General features: G+C 47.9%; 16 protein-coding genes. 13 read left to right on the plus strand and 3 right to left on the minus strand.

Features of this window, described 5'->3' with window-relative positions; genetic code table 11:
* Positions 1-3: 3 nt before the first annotated feature.
* The 3 genes from EOO49_RS03705 to EOO49_RS03715 all read right to left on the minus strand — a co-directional run bounded on the left by EOO49_RS03705 (position 4) and on the right by EOO49_RS03715 (position 3493).
* A complete protein-coding gene (locus EOO49_RS03705) occupies positions 4-1542 on the minus strand; it encodes an MFS transporter (protein WP_290842858.1) in 1539 nt (512 codons plus the stop codon).
* A 51-nt stretch (positions 1543-1593) separates the two neighbouring features.
* On the minus strand, positions 1594-2967 hold the full coding sequence (locus EOO49_RS03710) for a porin (protein ID WP_290842859.1): 1374 nt from the start codon (positions 2965-2967) through the stop codon (positions 1594-1596).
* Positions 2968-3073: 106 nt separating this feature from the next.
* Positions 3074-3493, minus strand: coding sequence for a helix-turn-helix domain-containing protein (locus tag EOO49_RS03715; protein WP_290842860.1), 420 nt, complete (start codon positions 3491-3493; stop codon positions 3074-3076).
* Positions 3494-3711: 218 nt separating this feature from the next.
* Here EOO49_RS03715 and EOO49_RS03720 point away from each other — a divergent pair, with 218 nt between their 5' ends.
* From EOO49_RS03720 to EOO49_RS03780, 13 genes are all read left to right on the plus strand, one after another.
* Positions 3712-4317 (plus strand): flavin reductase family protein, encoded by a 606-nt coding sequence (locus EOO49_RS03720; protein ID WP_290842861.1) that lies wholly within the window; start codon positions 3712-3714, stop codon positions 4315-4317.
* The gene (locus EOO49_RS03725; RefSeq protein WP_290842862.1) at positions 4314-6620 is read left to right on the plus strand and encodes an FAD-dependent monooxygenase; all 2307 of its coding nucleotides are present in this window, start codon (positions 4314-4316) and stop codon (positions 6618-6620) included. The genes EOO49_RS03720 and EOO49_RS03725 overlap by 4 nt, the downstream gene beginning before the upstream one ends.
* A 667-nt stretch (positions 6621-7287) precedes the next feature.
* The gene (locus tag EOO49_RS03730) at positions 7288-8892 is read left to right on the plus strand and encodes an AMP-binding protein (RefSeq protein ID WP_290842863.1); all 1605 of its coding nucleotides are present in this window, start codon (positions 7288-7290) and stop codon (positions 8890-8892) included.
* Positions 8889-10472 carry an FMN-binding glutamate synthase family protein gene (locus EOO49_RS03735; protein WP_290842864.1) on the plus strand — a complete coding sequence of 528 codons (1584 nt, stop codon included), beginning with the start codon at positions 8889-8891 and terminating at the stop codon, positions 10470-10472. The genes EOO49_RS03730 and EOO49_RS03735 overlap by 4 nt, the downstream gene beginning before the upstream one ends.
* 185 nt (positions 10473-10657) lie before the next feature.
* Positions 10658-11083, plus strand: coding sequence for a thioesterase family protein (locus EOO49_RS03740; RefSeq protein ID WP_290842865.1), 426 nt, complete (start codon positions 10658-10660; stop codon positions 11081-11083).
* Positions 11083-12051, plus strand: a complete 969-nt coding sequence (locus EOO49_RS03745) for a carbon-nitrogen hydrolase family protein (RefSeq protein WP_290842866.1) — start codon at positions 11083-11085, stop codon at positions 12049-12051. The genes EOO49_RS03740 and EOO49_RS03745 overlap by 1 nt, the downstream gene beginning before the upstream one ends.
* Before the next feature lie 119 nt (positions 12052-12170).
* A complete protein-coding gene (locus tag EOO49_RS03750) occupies positions 12171-12770 on the plus strand; it encodes a hypothetical protein (protein WP_290842867.1) in 600 nt (199 codons plus the stop codon).
* Between the two features lie 361 nt (positions 12771-13131).
* Positions 13132-14439 carry an amino acid permease gene (locus tag EOO49_RS03755; protein WP_290842868.1) on the plus strand — a complete coding sequence of 436 codons (1308 nt, stop codon included), beginning with the start codon at positions 13132-13134 and terminating at the stop codon, positions 14437-14439.
* A gap of 72 nt (positions 14440-14511) precedes the next feature.
* A complete protein-coding gene (locus tag EOO49_RS03760; protein ID WP_290842869.1) occupies positions 14512-15618 on the plus strand; it encodes a cupin domain-containing protein in 1107 nt (368 codons plus the stop codon).
* Positions 15619-15856: 238 nt separating this feature from the next.
* Entirely contained in the window at positions 15857-16225 is a 369-nt protein-coding gene (locus tag EOO49_RS03765; RefSeq protein ID WP_290842870.1) for a nuclear transport factor 2 family protein, read from the plus strand.
* A gap of 331 nt (positions 16226-16556) precedes the next feature.
* Positions 16557-17471: a fumarylacetoacetate hydrolase family protein gene (locus EOO49_RS03770; protein ID WP_290842871.1), complete on the plus strand. Its 915-nt coding sequence runs from the start codon at positions 16557-16559 to the stop codon at positions 17469-17471.
* Positions 17468-17647, plus strand: coding sequence for a hypothetical protein (locus tag EOO49_RS03775; RefSeq protein ID WP_290842872.1), 180 nt, complete (start codon positions 17468-17470; stop codon positions 17645-17647). Before EOO49_RS03770 ends, EOO49_RS03775 begins: the two co-directional genes overlap by 4 nt.
* 77 nt (positions 17648-17724) lie before the next feature.
* On the plus strand, positions 17725-18474 hold the full coding sequence (locus tag EOO49_RS03780) for an Asp/Glu racemase (protein ID WP_290842873.1): 750 nt from the start codon (positions 17725-17727) through the stop codon (positions 18472-18474).
* The last annotated feature ends 72 nt before the right edge of the window (positions 18475-18546 follow it).

Here is an 18546-nt window from a genome sequence, read left to right on the forward strand (position 1 = left end):
ATTTTAGTCGTGTGACGTATTGTTTTTTCTGTTGAGATAAATGAGCCCGATGACAAGCGAAACCGACGCGATCACGATCGGATACCACAAACCTTCGAGATAGAATTCAGGGTCGCCGTTGTCTTTGGCCGTTGTTACGAAATACGTGGAAACCGCGGGTAAAAGTCCGCCGAAAATCCCGTTTCCGATGTGGTAAGGAAGCGACATCGACGTGTATCTGATCTTGACCGGGAACATTTCGACGAGGAAAGCCGCGATCGGTCCGTAAACCATCGTCACGAAAACGACCTGTATGAACACGAGAAATACAAGAAACCACTTGTCGCCACTCGGGATCGTCTTGGTAATCTTGGTGTCGACCTTGTCTTTTCCTTTGTCGTCGACAATTCTTTTTCCGCCTTCGAGATGGAATGTCTTGACTTCCTCGAAAGTCGTGCCGTCGGTATAAGCTTTCGTGGTCGTGTAGATCGAATCAGATTTCGTAGCGTCGATTTCCTTTACGGATGCAACCAGATTCGTGCTTCCGGCCACCTCGATTTTCTTGGTCGTATCGGTGGTTTCGTACATCGATTTGTAGATCGGACGGTACAGGACGACAGCCAGGAACATTCCGCCAAGGATGATGACCTTGCGCCCGATCTTGTCCGAAAGCCATCCGAAAATCACGAAAAACGGCGTGGCGAGCAACAGCGAAATTCCCAACAGCGAATCCACTTGCGTCGAATCGATTCCCTGGACGGTTTTCATGAAATTCATCGCATAAAATTGGCCCGTGTACCAAACGACGCCTTGTCCCATCGTGGCTCCGAAAAGCGCCAGCAGCACGAATTTGAGGTTGTATTTGTTCCCGAAACTTTCCTTGAGCGGATTCGTCGATGTTTTTCCCTCGGCTTTTGCTTTGGCGAAAATCGGCGATTCGTGCATGTTCTTGCGGATGATGTACGAGACGAAAACCATGAAGATCGAGATCCAGAACGGCACTCTCCAACCCCATTCGTCGAATTCCTCTTTTGACAGGATGGCTTTCGTGGCCAGGATGACGATAAGCGAAACGAAAAGTCCTACCGTCGCGGTGGTTTGTATCCAGGATGTCCAATAGCCTTTTTGGTTGGCCGGAGCGTGTTCGGCCACATAAGTCGCCGCGCCTCCGTATTCACCTCCTAGCGCCAAACCTTGCAGCAGGCGCAGCACGAGAACCAGCAATGGCGCCAGGAATCCGATGGTTTCGTAACCCGGGATACATCCGATAAGGAAAGTCGCCCCGCCCATGAGCAAAAGCGTGACCATGAAGGTGTATTTGCGTCCGATCAAATCGCCAAGACGCCCGAAGAACAAAGCTCCGAAAGGCCTTACCACAAATCCTGCGGCAAAAGTCGCAAGCGTCGAGAGAAAAGCCGCCGTCGGGTTGTCCGAAGGGAAAAATTTGGTCGAAATGACCACGGCAAGACTTCCGAAAATATAGAAATCGTACCATTCGATAAGCGTTCCCACCGATGAGGCGGTAATGACTTTCCAAATTCCTTTGGTTGAAGTAGCACTCATATTCAATTATTAATTGTTAATTATTAATTATTAATTCGATTGGGAAAGGTATTAAAGATATATCTGCAATTGTACAACAAAATCGCCTTTCAACTGACTGTCGTTCAAAGAACTGTAAACCGGGCGCGCCGAATACTGGGTCGTGATCTTGGCGTGGTGGCCGTCTATGAAAAAGTTCGCGCCCACGTCATATTGGTTGCTGGCTTTCTCAAGCGCTTCGAAATTTTTGTGCGTGTAGGCCGCAAACGGTTGGATTCTCACTTTCGGTTTTTCATTTTTGTTTGGAAGCAGGAATCCCGCCTGGGCGTAAAGGATGTTTCCGGTTCCGATCATCGGTTGCAGATTTCCCGGACCGGTGATGTTCGTTCCCGTAAATGTCGGATCGAGCGAACCCACGTTCATGATCCCGATGTTTCTCAGATAATTCGGCCCAAAGTCGTAGCTGAAAAATCCGCCGTAAGCCGTGATTGCCATCTTGTTCTCCTTTTTTCCGACAGGCAGATCGAGAAAAACATCTCCGGCAAACAACTTGATGTCGTGTTTGCGCAAGTCGCTGTTCACCGATGTTCTTGTTCCGTCCGGCGCTGTGTAAAATCCCGCTCCGAGGTTGAAGACTTTTTTGGTTCCCAGATACGATCCCACTTTGTAAGGAAGTAAATTCGATTCGATATCGAAAAACTGCCATTCTAGATAGCCGGCTTTGGACCATTTCGTGTTTCCGTTGTTGTCGACGGCGACCGCCGCGCCTTCCGAAGTTACGTTTGTCGGGGCGAGATTCGTGGCATAAGGCTTATTGTAGCTCAAACGGTATTCGAGACGCCCGAATTTCCCTTTCGCGAAAAGTCCCATCTGACGCGCAAATTGGTCGGAATTGTCGATTAACGGCCAAGAGAAAATAGGCGAATCGATTGTCAGGAAGTTGAGTGTGGATGCCATCGTCATACGCGACAAACCCATGTAGTAGTGCAATCCGCCTCCGAGCGTAAGGCTGAAATCCTTGGCTTCGCCGGGCAAGATCACCGCATATTCGTTCCAGGCGTCGTGAAAGAAAAGACCCGGTTTCTTGCCTTGTCCGTAGCCGCCGGTTCCGGTTGTTCCGGCCGCGCCGCCGTTGGTAAAAGTCTGGTTGTTTATCCCGATGTGCGTCAGGATCATGTAGCGTTTCGACAATTGGGCGTGAAGCAAAAGCCTGAGCCGTCGGTTTCCGATGTCTTCGCTCGTCGAAGCGCCTTCGCCGTTGATGTTCGTTCCGGGATTCATTTCGGTCGACCTGAGCCAGACTTGGTTCCAGGCAAGCACGCGAAGATATTTTGACCCGTCTTCGTTCAGGTTGAACTTAAGTCCGCTTCCGTAATCTGGCGAACCTTGCGAATAGGCCGTCAGTCCAAGCGAAAACAGCAGCAATGTGGCAATGCGTTTTTTCATAAGAACAGAATTTTTAGATGGTTTGGTTGGATGATCTTACCGCCAAATTCTGTTTTTGTGCTTCAGAAAAAAATTGTGCTATATCTTTTTGTAAACCTTATATAGTTCAGTCCTTGAACCGCTCCCATTTTATGAGCATGAACTTGTCGCCAAGTTCCGTGATGATCATGCCTGCGCCCGAAAGATGCGATTTGTCCTTGAGGAATTCGATGAGTTCGGAATGGTTGTAGATCTTGTAAGTAGGATGATAATCGGAATGCGATGGCTTCTTGACCTTGAATTCTTTGACCCAATTGCTTACCGTCACGTGAGAAACACCGATAATCCTTTCTATCTCGCGGTAACTGATGCCTTCGAGATACAATTGCAAAGCTTTGGTGACGTAGTAGTTGTCGATCTTTTTCCCAAGCTTGTTCACGGTGAAATAATACTTGCACTTTTTGCACAAATACCGCTGTCTGTCGTTGATCACACCGCTTTTTACGACTTGCTCGTTCTGGCATTTGGGGCAGGCGAAAGCGTCCATATATATAAATTTTGCATAAATATAGCAAATTAGCAAAAATGAAAAAATCGATTGTGTAAAAAAGTTGCTGTTATTTAACCGGATATAAAATTTTACGTCAGATTTTTTGCCGTTTGGATAAAATTTATAACAAAGTAACGGACGATAGGCGTCCGAAATTCCTCCGCCAAATATACATCGCAAGCCAAAAATCCTTTAATTTGTGAAAACGACACACCATGCAATTTGACCCGGAGACGCTCGAGCATTCGGCCGTTTACAAACTATTGACCGGAGCCGTGATCCCGCGCCCGATCGGATGGATTTCCACCACAAGCCCAGAAGGAATAAACAACCTCGCCCCTTTCTCGTTTTTCAATGTCGTCGGCGAAGATCCGCCTCATATCATGTTTTCTACCGGAAGAACTGGCGATCGCAACAAAGACACTTTGAACAACGTTTTGGCGACGAAACAGTTCGTGGTCAATATGGTAACCGAGGCGACCGTCGAGAAAATGAACCTCACGGCGTCTTTGGTGCCGCACGACATAGACGAATTCGACCTCGCCGGACTGACGGCACTTCCTTCGGCTTTGGTCAAACCGCCAAGAGTCGGCGAAAGCCCGATTCATTTCGAATGCGAACTCGCGCATCATTTCGAACTTGAAAACCACAAATATGGAGGCGCGGTAATGGTCGTCGGCCGTGTCGTGATGATGCATTTCGACGACGACGTCCTGTTGGACAATTATAAAGTCAATTTGGAAACTTACCAGCCAATAGCAAGACTTGCGGGCGCGAACTATGCCAAACTTGGCGAAATCTTTACCGTAAAACGACCATGAAAATTTCCGTAATCGGCGGCGGCCCGGGCGGCCTGTATTTCTCGATCCTTTTAAAGAAGGCGCTTCCAGAGACGCAAATCGACATTTACGAACGCAATAAGGCGGACGATGCTTTCGGCTTCGGAGTCGTTTTTTCAGACGAAACGCTGAGCGAATTCCTTTCGCGCGATCCAAAATCATACGACCTGATACGAAACAGTTTCGCGTACTGGGACGAACTCGACGTGGCCAGAGACGGGGAAATCGCGAGAATCACGGGAAACGGATTTTGCGGCTGTTCGCGAAAAACCTTGCTCCAACTTTTGCAGCAAAGATGTCGTGAAGAAGGCGTGAACTTGCATTTCGAGGCCAATGTATCCGATTTGTCGCAATTTTCAGATTCGGATTATATCGTCGCCTCAGACGGAATCAACAGCCAAATCCGCGAGAAATTCGCTTCGGAATTCGGAACCAAGATCAAGTTACAGCGCAACAAATTCGTGTGGCTCGGCTCGACCAAACCGCTCGACGCATTCACGTATTTTTTCCGCACGACGACTTTCGGCACATTCGTCGCCCACACTTACCAATACGAACAGGGAAAAAGCACCTGGATTTTCGAGTGCACGCCCGAAACGTGGGAAAAAGCAGGTTTTGCGACCGAAAACGAATCGGACACGATTTCCAGATTGACTGAAATTTTCGCTGAAGAACTAGACGGCCACGAGCTGATCTCGAACCGTTCGCACTGGCGCCAATTCCCGACGATCTCCAACGAGAAATGGCATCACGACAACATCGTTTTGTTAGGTGACGCGAAAGCGACCGCGCACTATTCCATCGGTTCGGGTACGAAACTCGCCATGGAATGCGCCATCGGTCTGGCCGATTCCATCATCAAATTCAGGTCTGACAAACCAAAAGCGTTCGAGCATTACGAACTTTTGAGGAGAAACCGAGTCGGGCAAATCCAGCACGCGGCCGGCGTTTCCCTCGATTGGTTCGAAAATATGGACCGACACGTGCAGCACGATTTTTACCAGTTCGCTTTCGGTGTGATGACGCGCGCCAAAAAAGTGACTTTCGAGAATCTGCAATTGCGCGATCCGTCGTTTACGCAAAAGGTTTTGACCGAATTCAATTGTGCGATCGGCAATTTCAAGGTCAACGTTCCCGCGGCTTTCACGAGGTTCGATTTGCGTGGGATGCGACTCAGGAATCGAATCGTGATGGCGGCAATGAGTCAATATTCAGCAGAAAACGGCCTGGTTTCCGATTGGCATCTGGTACATTACGGTGCTCGCGCTACCGGAGGCGTCGGATTGATAATCGCTGAAATTACAGCTGTTTCGGAAGAAGGTAGAATCACTTTAGGTGACGCCGGAATTTACAATGAAGAACAGACAGTTGCGTGGAAAAAAGTGGTTGACTTCGTGCATCGGAATTCCAAATCGAAAATAGGAATACAACTCGGTCACGGCGGACGGAAAGGTTCTTGCCAGTTGCCGCAAAACGGACAATACACTTTGCCGCTCGAGAAAAACGGTTGGGAAATCATCTCGGCCTCGCCTATTCCGTTCAGCGATAAAATGCCGACGCCAAGAGAAATGACGCTTTCGGACATGCACAAAGTCACGGCAGAATTCGTCAATGCCACCATAAACGCAGACGCCGCAGGTTTTGACATGATAGAATTCCAGGCACACCACGGATTTTTGATCGCTTCGTTTTTGTCGCCTCTGACCAATATCCGAGAGGACGAATTTGGCGGAAGCATTGAAAACAGGCTGCGTTTCCCGATTCAGGTTTTTACGGCCATGCGCGAGGTTTTCAACCAAGACAAACCGATGTCTGTGCGCATAACGGCAAGCGATTGGGCTGAAAATGGCATTACGGACGATGAAGTTTTGGCAATCGCTCGGGCTTTCAAGGCCGCCGGCGCAGACATCATCGACGTTTCATCGGGAAATACCGTTCCGCACCAAAAACCCGAAGTTGGCAGAATGTGGATGACGCCTTTTTCGGATGCGATCCGCAACAGCGTTCACATCCCGACGATTACTGTCGGACAAGTCCAGGATGTCGACCAGATAAATACGATTTTGCTGAACGGACGCGCCGATTTGGTAGCGCTCGGAAAACCGCTTTTGCTCGATCCGAATTTTGTTCGCAACGCACAGGCTTACGAGCAATTCCAACCAGACGATATCCCGAACCAATACATTCAGGCCGCGAGTTCGCTTTTCAGTTTTAAAAAATCCGAGCGGCGCGAAAAAGAAGGCATGAAAAAGGCTTTGAAACCCGATTCGCACAAACGCAAATAAGTTCAGGCCGCGAATTGATTTGTAACCTTTGGTTTTCGAGATTTTTTTAACCGCGAATTCACGAATTTCATCTGACAACCGCACATAAATTCGCGAATTAGCGGTTAAAATAAAAAGGTAATGCGTTTTGATTCGTGAATTGCTTGCGTCAGTTCGCGTTGCTCGGGTCGTAACTGAAAAGAAATTTCAATCGATTTAGAGACGCCAAAGCACAAGAGCAAATGCGGAAGTCTGAAGTTCAAAATCGATCAACCGCGAATTCGCGAATTTCATCTGACAACCGCACATAAATTCGCGAATTCGCGGTTAAAATAAAAAGGTAATGCGTCTTGATTCGTGAATTGCTTGCGTCAGTTCGCGTTGCTCGGGTCGTAACTGAAAATAAATTTCAATCGATTTAGAGACACCAACGCACAAGAGCAAATGCGGAAGTCTGAGGTTCAAAATTGATCAACCGCGAATTCGCGAATTTCATCTGACAACCGCATCTAAATTCGCGAATTCGCGGTTAAAATAAAAAGGTAATGCGTCTTGATTCGTGAATTGCTTGCGTCAGTTCGCGTTGCTCGGGTCGTGGCTCAAAAAACAAATATCAAAAATGTGGATAGCGGCGAAAATCAACAAAATCCGCGTTCCAAAAAACTGAAAATCCGAAAATAAAAAAGAGATGTCCTACCAAGATAAGTTCGCCCAAAACCATCTTCCGCCAAAAGATATGATGCCGGAAATCAATCTCGACAATCCGGATTTTCAGTTTCCCGAAAACCTGAATTGCGTCGATTATCTGCTCGATCGCCACGTCCGGGAAGGAAATTCGGACAGAATCGCGATCAGGACTTTCGAAGGAAATTGGACGTTCGGCGAACTGTTCGAAAAAGCCAACCAAATCGCGCACGTGCTCACGGACGACCTGGGATTCACGACGGGAAATCGCGTGCTGATCAGATCGGCGAACAACCCGATGTTCGTGGCTTGTTGGTTCGGAATCCTCAAAGCCGGCGGAATCGTCGTGGCAACAATGCCGCTTCTGCGCGAGAAAGAACTCACGATCATGTGCGACAGCGCCGAGATTTCGCACGCGTTCTGCGACAAAAAGTTGCTGGATGAGATGAAAACGGTAAAATCGACGTTCCTCAAATTCGTTTGCCCTTTCGATGGATCGGAAACCAAGGACTCGCAACTGGAACGCCTGATGGAAACCAAGCCCAGGACGTTCGACAATTTCAGGGCCAAATCTGACGATATCTCGATTATCGGATTCACTTCGGGCACGACCGGAAAGCCCAAAATGACGGCGCATTTTCACCGCGACATTCTGTTGGTTTGCGAAGCTTTCCCCAACTATTCGCTCAATCCGACGCCGGACGATATTTTCACGGGAAGTCCGCCGCTCGGCTTTACTTTCGGGCTTGGCGGAATGGTGTTGTTCCCGTTTTACTTTGGATCGTCGACATTCCTGATCGAAAAACCAAGTCCGGAAATGTTGCTCAAGGCCATTTCGGAACACAAAGTCACGATCGTTTTCACGGCTCCGACGGCTTATCGCGTGCTCACGCCATTGGTCAGGGATTTCGACATTTCGTCTTTGCGCAAATGCGTGTCGGCCGGAGAAACTTTGCCTTTGAAGGTCTGGAAAGATTGGCACGAAGCGACGAATCTCAAGATTATCGACGGCATCGGCTCGACGGAGATGCTTCACATTTTCATTTCGTCAACCGAAGAAAACATGAAACCCGGAGCAACCGGATTGGCAGTTCGCGGATACGAGGCCAAAATCGTCGATCACCTCGGAAACGATTTGCCCGAAGGTCAGGCCGGACGCCTCGCCGTTCGCGGAATCACGGGCTGTAAATACCTGAACGCGCCCGACAAACAGCGCGAGTATGTGGAAAACGGCTGGAACATTACGGGCGATGTTTTCAAACAGGACGAAGACGGTTACTTCTGGTTCGTGGCGCGCGGTGACGACATGATCATCTCGTCCGGCTACAATATTTCGGCCATCGAGGTGGAAAGCGTCCTGCTTATGCATCCCGAAATCGCCGAATGCGCCGTGACATCGACTCCCGACGAAGAACGCGGCATGTTGGTTTGCGCGCATATCGTGCTGAGCGACAAATCGCAAGCCAATTCCGAGAAGGCCAAAGCGATACAGGAATGGTTCAAATTGGCCGCCGCGCCTTATAAATACCCGAGAATCGTTAACTTTATAGACCAGCTTCCGAAGACGGAAACGGGCAAAATCCAACGATTCAAACTCAAGCAGCAATGAGAAAAGTTTTCCTCGTTTTTTCAATCACGGCCTTGACCCTGACGGCAATTCTGGCGTTCATCAACTGGAAATTCGCGTTTCTCTTGGTGTTTTTCGTGCCTTTGATCGCCATGGGATTGTTCGACATGTATCAATCGAGACACGCGATTCGCCACAATTTTCCTTTGGTGGGACGACTTCGCTATCTGTTGGAATCCATCGGGCCTGAAATTCGGCAGTATTTTGTGGAAACCGATATCGACGGACGCCCGTTTGATCGTTTGCAGCGCGGTTTGGTTTACGCCAGAAGCAAAAAAGAGCTCGACACAAAGCCTTTCGGAACGCAATTGAACGTGTATGACGAAGGTTACCAATGGATCAATCACAGTATAAAAGCCATCGCTTTCGCGGACATTGACGAGAATCCGAAAGTGCAGATTGGTTCGTCACAGTGTTCTAAACCTTATATGGCGAGCCTTTTCAACATTTCGGCCATGAGTTACGGATCGTTGAGCAAAAACGCGATCGTGGCTTTGAATCAAGGCGCGGCCCAAGGCGGATTCTATCACAACACTGGCGAAGGCGGACTTTCGCCGTATCATCTCGAAAACGGCGGAGACGTGGTCTGGAACATTGGGACGGGCTATTTCAGTTGTCGCGACCAATATGGCAATTTCTCTCCGGAACATTTCGCCGACCGCGCCCAAAAAGACAGCGTGAAAATGATAGAGATCAAGTTCTCCCAAGGCGCGAAACCCGGACACGGCGGGATTCTGCCGAAAGAAAAAGTTACGGACGAAATTGCGGCGATCCGACTGGTCAACAAAGGAAACGACATCATTTCGCCACCCAAACATTCCGCATTCAAAACGCCTTTGGAACTCATGGATTTCCTTAAGACGTTGCGCCATTTGTCTGGTGGGAAACCTGTTGGGATGAAGATTTGCGTCGGAAATAAATCGGAGTTCATTGCTATTTGCAAGGCGATGGTCGAAACGCAGACGTACTTTGATTTTATCACGGTCGACGGTGGCGAAGGCGGAACCGGAGCGGCTCCGATCGAATATTCGGATCACGTTGGGATGCCTTTGCGCGACGCCTTGGCCTTTGTGTACGATTGCCTCAACGGATTCGGGATCAAGGATCAGATCAAGATTGTGGCGAGCGGGAAAATCATCAGTGGATTCGACATTATCCGCGCGCTTTCGATGGGCGCCGACGTTTGCAATTCGGCGCGCGGAATGATGTTCGCCCTGGGTTGCATCCAGGCTTTGCAATGCCACGCCAATACTTGCCCGACAGGAGTTGCCACACAAGATCCGAAACTCGTGAGCGGACTTGATCCGGCCTTGAAGAGCGTCCGGGTCTTCAGGTACCACCACGAAACCGTGAAATCTGCTATGGAATTGATGGCTTCGGCCGGAATCGACCATCCCGACAGCGTGGGACGCGACGTGGTGAGCATGAGGATCGACAAAACGAATATCAGGACGTTCGCGGAACTTTTTCCCGAGCTCAAACCTGGCTGTCTGTTGCAGCCGGAAACCGTTCCCGACAAATTTTTCTACGACTGGAAAAAGGCTTCGAGCGCGACTTTTTAGACGAATGTTGAACTGAAAAACCAAACCGCAGCCCGGATGTCGCGGCTAGCTTTTGCGCTCCAACGCGTATTTTTTGCCGACGCGGGCTGGCTTTTTGAAAAAAAGACCCGGCCGCTAGTTGCAAAAAAACGCGGTGGCGTGTAAAACTAATAGCGAACAGCCGGATTTGCTGCCCAAACGATACCATGAAAAAATTCGAAAAACACGAAACGATCCGCTTCAAGCATGTTGATTTTGCCGGAATCGTTTTTTATCCGAGATTTCTCGAAATGCTGAACGATTTGGTAGAAGATTGGTTTGGAGAGGAACTTGACAGGCCGTTTTCCAAAATACACCAAACCAATGGAATTCCTACCGTTGACTTAAAGGTTCAGTTTAGGAAACCTGCGAGGATTGGCGATGTTTTGGCCAAATCGCTTTGGGTTGCGAATCTGGGCGGCGCTTCGGTGACTTGCGGTTTCGATTTTAGACATATCGACGGCAGTATTTGTCTCGAGGGCGAAGTGACTTTGGTGAACGTCGGGCTTGACAAAGCGGCCGATCAAATCAAGGCCGTTCCTTTTTCGGACGACACAAAATCAAAAATTTCCCAATTCCAAATCACAGCATGATGGACTTCAAAAAATTCAAAGCCGCGACCGTACAGACTTCTCCGGTTTTTTTGGACGTGGAAAAAACGGTCGAAAAAACAATTTCGATCATTGCCGAAGCTGCGTCGAACGGAGCAAAACTGATTGCTTTTCCCGAGGTTTTCATCGCGGGTTATCCGTATTGGAATTGGATCATGACGCCGATTCAAGGTAGTTCGTGGTATGAGAAACTGTACAGGAATTCGGTCGATGTTTTTGGTGCCGACATGCAAAGGATTTATGATGCCGCCAGGGAATTCGACATTCACGTGGTGATCGGGATCAACGAGCGCGGTGAAAGTTATGGGGAGATCTACAACACGAATCTTATTATCGACAACCTTGGAAATCTTATCGGGAAACACAGAAAACTCGTGCCGACTTGGGCCGAAAAACTCACTTGGACTTCGGGTGACGGTTCGTCCCTGAAAGTTTACGATACCGAAGTCGGGCCGCTTGGAACTTTGGCTTGTGGCGAAAACACGAATACTTTGGCCCGATTCACTTTGCTTTCTCAGGGCGAATTGGTGCATATCGCCAACTATATTTCGCTTCCGGTCGCTCCGCCAGATTACGATATGGCCGAGGCGATCAAGATTCGGGCGGCGGCGCATTCGTTCGAAGGAAAATTGTTCACGATCGTTTCCTGCTCGACGATTTCCCCGGAAATTATTGAGGCAATGGCGGTCGATGTTCCTGAGGCGAGGGAACTTTTGACTCGCAAAAACTCGGCTTTTTCGGGATTTATCGGGCCGAACGGTGCTGTAATCGGCGAACCGTTGATTGATTTGGAAGGCATCGCTTATGCCGAAATCGACTTGGCCAAGTGTATCCAACCGAAACAGATGCACGATATTTTGGGGCATTACAATCGCTTTGATATTTTCGATTTGCGCGTGAATGTGGCTAAGACCAAAAAGATAACTTTTTTGGATGGTTTTAACAATTAGTGTAGATTTTCTGTAATTGGGTTTGGGAATTTCTGGATAGTTTTGGGTACACCCTGTCAGGGTTATAAACCCTGTCACTGTTTTAAACGGTGACAGGTCTAATCTAAAACATATACGCCATGACGAAAAATCCAAAGCCGTTAGAATTCAATCAAGTCTATTACATAATGGCATCAGCCCTCGAAGAGCACTCGCTTTTTATTGAAGACTTAAACTATCCGTATTTTCTGAAGTCCGTCAAAAAATACGTCGAGCCAATCGCAGACGTTCTTGCATTTTGTCTGCTTCCTAATGAAATTTACATGATCGTAGCGATCAACGGGAAAGATTCCTTAATTTTCCTCGATGAACTCCAGAATGTTCCCGATCGGATCAAACTGTATCCGTCCAGGCAATTTTCTAACCTTTTTAATTCTTATTCTCAGGCCACTGGAAAACGTTACGCAAGAACTGGGGGTCTTTTCAAGCGCCCGTTTTACAGGAAAATGATTTTGACTGCTGGCCAGTTGCAGCGTTGTATCATGCGAATACATCGGCTTCCCGTCGATTGCGGATATGAAACTGATTGGAAAAACTATAAGTGGAATTCGGCACAGACGTTTCAATCAGATGAATTTTCGGGCCTAAAAAAATGTATTGATGAAGACTTGGTCAACAGCTTTTCGGAATTTCTGATTTTGCGGGAAAAATATAAGCCTTCCGGTGTTCCTGTTTTCTGATATTTGTTAGGTAATTATACCACCCTGTCAGGGTTATAAACCCTGTCACCTTTTTAAACAGTGACAGGGTGTTTTTTGAAGGGTTTTCTGTTCCGCTATCGAAACTCAAAATCCAACAATCCAAAATGATAAGAACCAGAACAGCACCAGCATCCGATAACAAAATCAAACCCTCCGGACAATTTTCAAAACAATTCATCCGCCAAGTCCCAACACGTTCGCTGAAATTCAATACTTTGGAAAGCCAAAGATGCCAACAAAGAAACTTTGCCAATCTCCGGATGCAATTCTTTGTTACAAAAAAATAATCACGTCGAGATCGGCAAATCTCGAAGTTTAACTCATATAACAAAATGCGAAGATGAGCCAATCAGACAACAAACTCAAGAAAGTATTGGGACTAGGTTTTGGGATTGCGATCTTCGTCGGAGGAACGATTGGCGTGGGAATCCTGCGCACACCTGGGGAAATCGCGGCCTATCTCGACAACGAGTGGCTTATCGTTTGCTGCTGGCTCGTCGGCGGGATTTACATTTTACTTGGATGCGGCGCCTATGCCGAATTGGCCACGTCAATCCCGAAAGCCGGCGGCTCGTACAACTACATCAAGCGCGCCTTCGGTGATTACGCCGGATTCATTTCGGGTTGGTTCGACTACATCACCAACGCGATCGCGCCAGCTTTTTTCTGCATCGTAATCTCGGAGTATCTCGCGATATTGTTTCCGCAAATCCAGAATCTAACAACGGTCATCGCTGTTTCTTTCCTTGTCGGATTCACGGTTTTGCACGCAAGCGGCGTCAAGAGCGGAAGTGTCGTACAGCAAATCACGAGCGTGATAAAAGTGCTGTTTTTCGTCGGATTGATCGCAGCCTGTTTTATGTATTCGGGCATCGAAGTAAAACCGATCGCCATCGACAAAAAGGTGATGTCGGCCGGAATCGTCGTCGGATTCATTAAATCGCTTCAGATGGTTTTGGGCGCGTACGACGGTTGGTACGCCATCTGTTTTTTTGCCGAGGAAGACGAAAATCCAAACAAGAACATTCCAAGGTCGCTTTACACCGGAGCCATTATCGTGATCGCGATTTATGCGTTGATCAACATGGCGTTCCTACAGGTGCTGCCCGCGTCCGACATGGCGAATTCACCCTTGGCGGCATCCGAAGTCGCGAAAACGGTTTTTGGGGCGAAAGGTTCGGCGATCGTAACGGTAATCGCAATTTTTTCGATCGTTGGAATATTGAATGCTTATCTGATGATTCCGCCGAGGATTTTGTACGGATTGGCGCGCGACAGCTTCTTCATTCCGTCGGCGACGAAAGTAAATTCGGGCGGCACTCCGATCGTGGCTTTGCTGTGTTCATCGGCTTTTACGTTCGGGTTGATACTTGTCGGATCGTTTAAAGTGTTGTTCGCACTGGCTACGTTTATGTCCGTCATTGTCTGGGGTTTGGCCTACGCGTCGCTGATAAAACTCAGGATTTCCGAACCCGAACTCGAACGTCCGTTCAAATCGTGGGCTTATCCGTTTTCGGCTATACTTCTTGTCGTGGTTTCTTTAGCGCTTATGATCGGATTCGCCGTTAACGACCTTGTAAGTCTTGGCGTGATCGCCGCAATCGCGCTCCTTTCCTACCCGATTTTCAGAATGCTAAAACGTAGCTGACTTATTTTTGAACCCAAGAAAACGATTGCGTAATCGCGCCCTAAATCGTAAGTTTGGGAACAAACCGATTTTATGGAAGCAAAACAGTCCGACGACGTATTGGGTCGCGCGCGAGTCCAGGACACGCCAGAGCTCGAAGCCTATTACAAAGAACTCGAAACCCTTGGCGCGGGCGCACTTTGGACGGTCGCCAACGACATCGAACCTTGGGAACCGCGATCTTCGTCTGTTCCGATGTTGTGGAAATATGAGAATTTACGCGAGCTTGTGCTGAGATCCGCTGATTTGGTTACACCTGAAAAAGCGGGCAGACGCGTGGTTTATCTCGTAAACGAAAAACGAAAAGATGTTTCGGCCGCCGTCGGATGGCTCTACACCGGAATCCAGGTCACGCGCCCGGGCGAAAGTACATCGGCGCATCGGCATAAAGCATCCGCATTAAGGTTTATAATGGAAGGAAACGGCGGTTATACTGTCGTGGATGGAAATAAAGTCACATTCGAAGTCAATGATTTCGTAATTACGCCAAATTCGGCCTGGCACGAACACGGATGCGACGAAAACGGCCAAACCTGCATCTGGCAAGACGGACTCGACATTCCTTTGGTGAACGCGCTCGAAGCCAACGACTATGCGGTCTTTGACGGGAAACAACCTTTGAGAACAGAGACGAATTTTCTGCCGATTTCCTATTCCGGAGCCGGATTGCTTCCTACAAACCACGATTGGCAAAAACCGTATTCGCCACTTTTCAAATACGCGTGGAAAGACGTTTACCCGACCTTGATCGAAGTGTCCAAAGTCACGCAAGATTGTCCGTTCGACGGCATCATCATGCAATATTCCAACCCATTGACAGGCGGGCACGTCATGCAAACCATGGGAGCGTCAATGCAACTTTTACGTCCAAAATTTAAAGGAAAAGCGCACAAACACACGGGTTCGTTCGTCTATCAATGTGCAAAAGGACAAGGCTACACGATTGTAAACGGACAGCGTTTCGACTGGAAAGAACGCGATATTTTCTGCGTTCCGAGTTGGGCTTGGCACGAACACGTGAATTTGTCGGAAACCGACGATGCATGTTTGTTTTCGTTTAACGATTTGCCTGTAATTGAAGGACTTGGACTTTATCAAACAAAAGATTACGACCAAAATAACGGGTTTCAGCAAGTTTGATTTTAGAAGCGGAAACCCGCTACCCGCTGCTAGCTTTCTTGAAACCGCCAATTTTTGTAAGTCTTGGCAAGAGCTTCCGCTGGTCGCTTTGCCAATCCAACAAAAAAAAGGCGTTTTCTGCAAAAGGCTATCCGCTTGTATCGGGGCTAGGCAATCTGTTCAACATCCAATATTCAACATTCGTTGTTCAACATTCCAAAACCAAACCTCTACTGATATCGAGTCATAAAAAGCAACCATGTTAAACAGTAAAGAAATCAGTTTAGTCGAGAAAGAATTGCTCGAAGCCATGAAATCCAGCGACGTCGAAAAGCTCGACCATTTGTTGCATGATGACCTGATTTTCCTGCTTCCGAACGGGCAAACGACGAACAAAAAATCCGATATGGAAGCGCATCGGTCAAAATTAATGATTATCGAAAAAGCAACATTTGAGCAAGGAGAAATCTCGATCATAGACGATTGCGCGGTGTCGAAAGTAAAGCTGATCGCTTGGGGGAAAATGTCCGGACAACCCTTGTCAGGTGAATTCCATTATATAAGGGTTTGGAAAGTTTTTGGTGGCCAACTCAAAGTTATCGGCGGAAGTTGTGTGCAAAGTAAATAATAAGTGCAAAAAAATCGAAGCAACTTAATGTCCTTACTGCACTTAATGGTTTTTTTTAAATAGTTTCACAAGAACCAAAAGCGAGGCGCCTTATTGTTTTACAGACCTTTGAAGTTTATATTTACTGATTAGGACAACGAATTATGAAAACGAACAACGAACAACGAAAAACGAATAACGAACAACGAATAACGAACAACGAATAACGAACAACGAACAGTGAATCACGAATAACGAACAACGAACAGTGAATCACGAATAACGAATAACGAACAACTAACAACGAATAACGAACAACTAACAACGAATAACGAATAACGAACAACGAATTTTGAAATTAGCTACCTACACAATCCAAAACTCCGAACCAAAAATCGGAATCGCGCGCGAAGGCGTACTACTTGACCTGGAAACACTAGGATTCAAGCACAATACGACGTTTCCGAAAACCATGCTCGAACTTATCGATTCAGGTCAAGACGAACTCAGGCGCATAGCCACAAAAATCAAGGAATCGAGCGAGAACGTGATCGCCTCGAGTTCTGTGCCGATGAGCGAAGTCACCCTACTCGCGCCCATCCCAAAGCCAAGAAAGAACATCATAGGAATCGGGTTGAATTACACCGAACACGTGGCCGAAAGCGCCAGAACGCTAGACACTGACAAGGCACTTCCGCAAAAACCCGTCATCTTTTCCAAACCGCCAACGGCTGTAACGGGCACGAATACGGAGATCGTCCACAACGAAAAACTCACCCAACAACTCGATTGGGAAGTTGAGCTGGCTGTAGTGATCGGTAAAAAAGGCAAATACGTTTCCAAGGAAAATGCGATGGATTATGTCTTCGGATACACGGTAATCAACGACATTTCGGCACGCGATTGCCGACGCGCCGGCCAATGGATCGTATCCAAAGGACAGGACACTTTCGCGCCACTCGGACCGTTTTTGGTCACGAAGGACGAGATCGAGGATCCGCACAACCTCAATTTGTCGCTTACCGTGAACGGCGTCGAAAAACAGCGTTCGAACACGAAATTCCTGTTGTTCCGAATTCCGGATCTGATCGAGGATTTGAGCGAAGTCTTCACGCTTGAACCCGGCGATATCATCGCAACCGGAACTCCCTCGGGCGTTGGTGCCGGGCGCGATCCACAGGAATGGATGTGGGACGGAGACGTCGTCGAGGCTACTGTCGAGAAGATCGGAACGCTCAAAAACACCGTCAAAAAACTCGAAAGATGAACAACAAGACTGTCTTACTCTTTTTGATCGTTTTGAATCTATTGGTTTTGCTGGGACAATTGCTGCCGGAACTTGCGCCGCCGTTTGGTCGCGCGGTCAACATCATTTTCTTGGTCTGCAGTTTCCTTTTCTTTGCCTCTGCGTTGTCCAATCTCAAAAAAGGCGACAGAAACTGAATTTTCCCCAAAGTCAAATTCCGTGGCGAAATCGTCCAAATCTTGATTGATCGATACCGAATACAAAAAACAATCCAATGAAAAAATACAGAATCGGCCAGATCGTGCCATCGTCAAACGTGACGATGGAAACCGAAATCCCGGCAATTTTCCGCTCGCGCGAAACCATTTTGCCCGAAAAGTTCACGTTTCATTCGAGCCGGATGCGCATGAAAAAGGTCACGAAGGAAGAACTCGAAGCCATGGACGCGATGAGTTTGAAATGTGCGATGGAACTTTCGGATGCCCACGTCGACGTGATGGGTTACGCCTGTCTGGTGGCGATCATGAGCATGGGGCGCGGTTACCATTGCGTATCCGAAGTGAATTTGCACCAGGAAACGATCGCTAACGGTTTCCCGACTCCGATCGTGACGAGTGCCGGCGCACTTATAAACGGACTCAAGGTTTTGGGCGCAAAAAAAGTCGCGATAATCACACCTTATATGCGTCCGTTGACTGATATGGTCGTCGACTACATCACGCATCAAGGCTTTGAAGTCGTCGATTCGGTTGCTTTGGAAATTCCCGACAATCTCGAGGTCGCGGCGCAAGATCCGATGAATCTGCTGGAAATCTACAAAAGACTTGATCTCACTGGCGTGGATGTTTTAGTAGCTTCGGCCTGCGTCCAGATGCCTTCTTTGGAAGCGATCGACCTGCTGGAAAAAGAAATCGGCATTCCGGTGACCTCCGCTGCGGTTTGTACCACTTATGAAATGATGAAAAAACTTGGGATCGAAGCCAAATCGGCCATCGGCGGAAGCCTGCTAAATGGGGATTACTAAAAAAATGATAATTCTGTAAGCCGATGTGAGAATTCTGTAAGACTTGGCTAAAACGTTTTCGGCAATTTTGTG

It is taken from the genome of Flavobacterium sp., from assembly GCF_004295795.1.
Taxonomy (GTDB): Bacteria; Bacteroidota; Bacteroidia; order Flavobacteriales; family Flavobacteriaceae; genus Flavobacterium.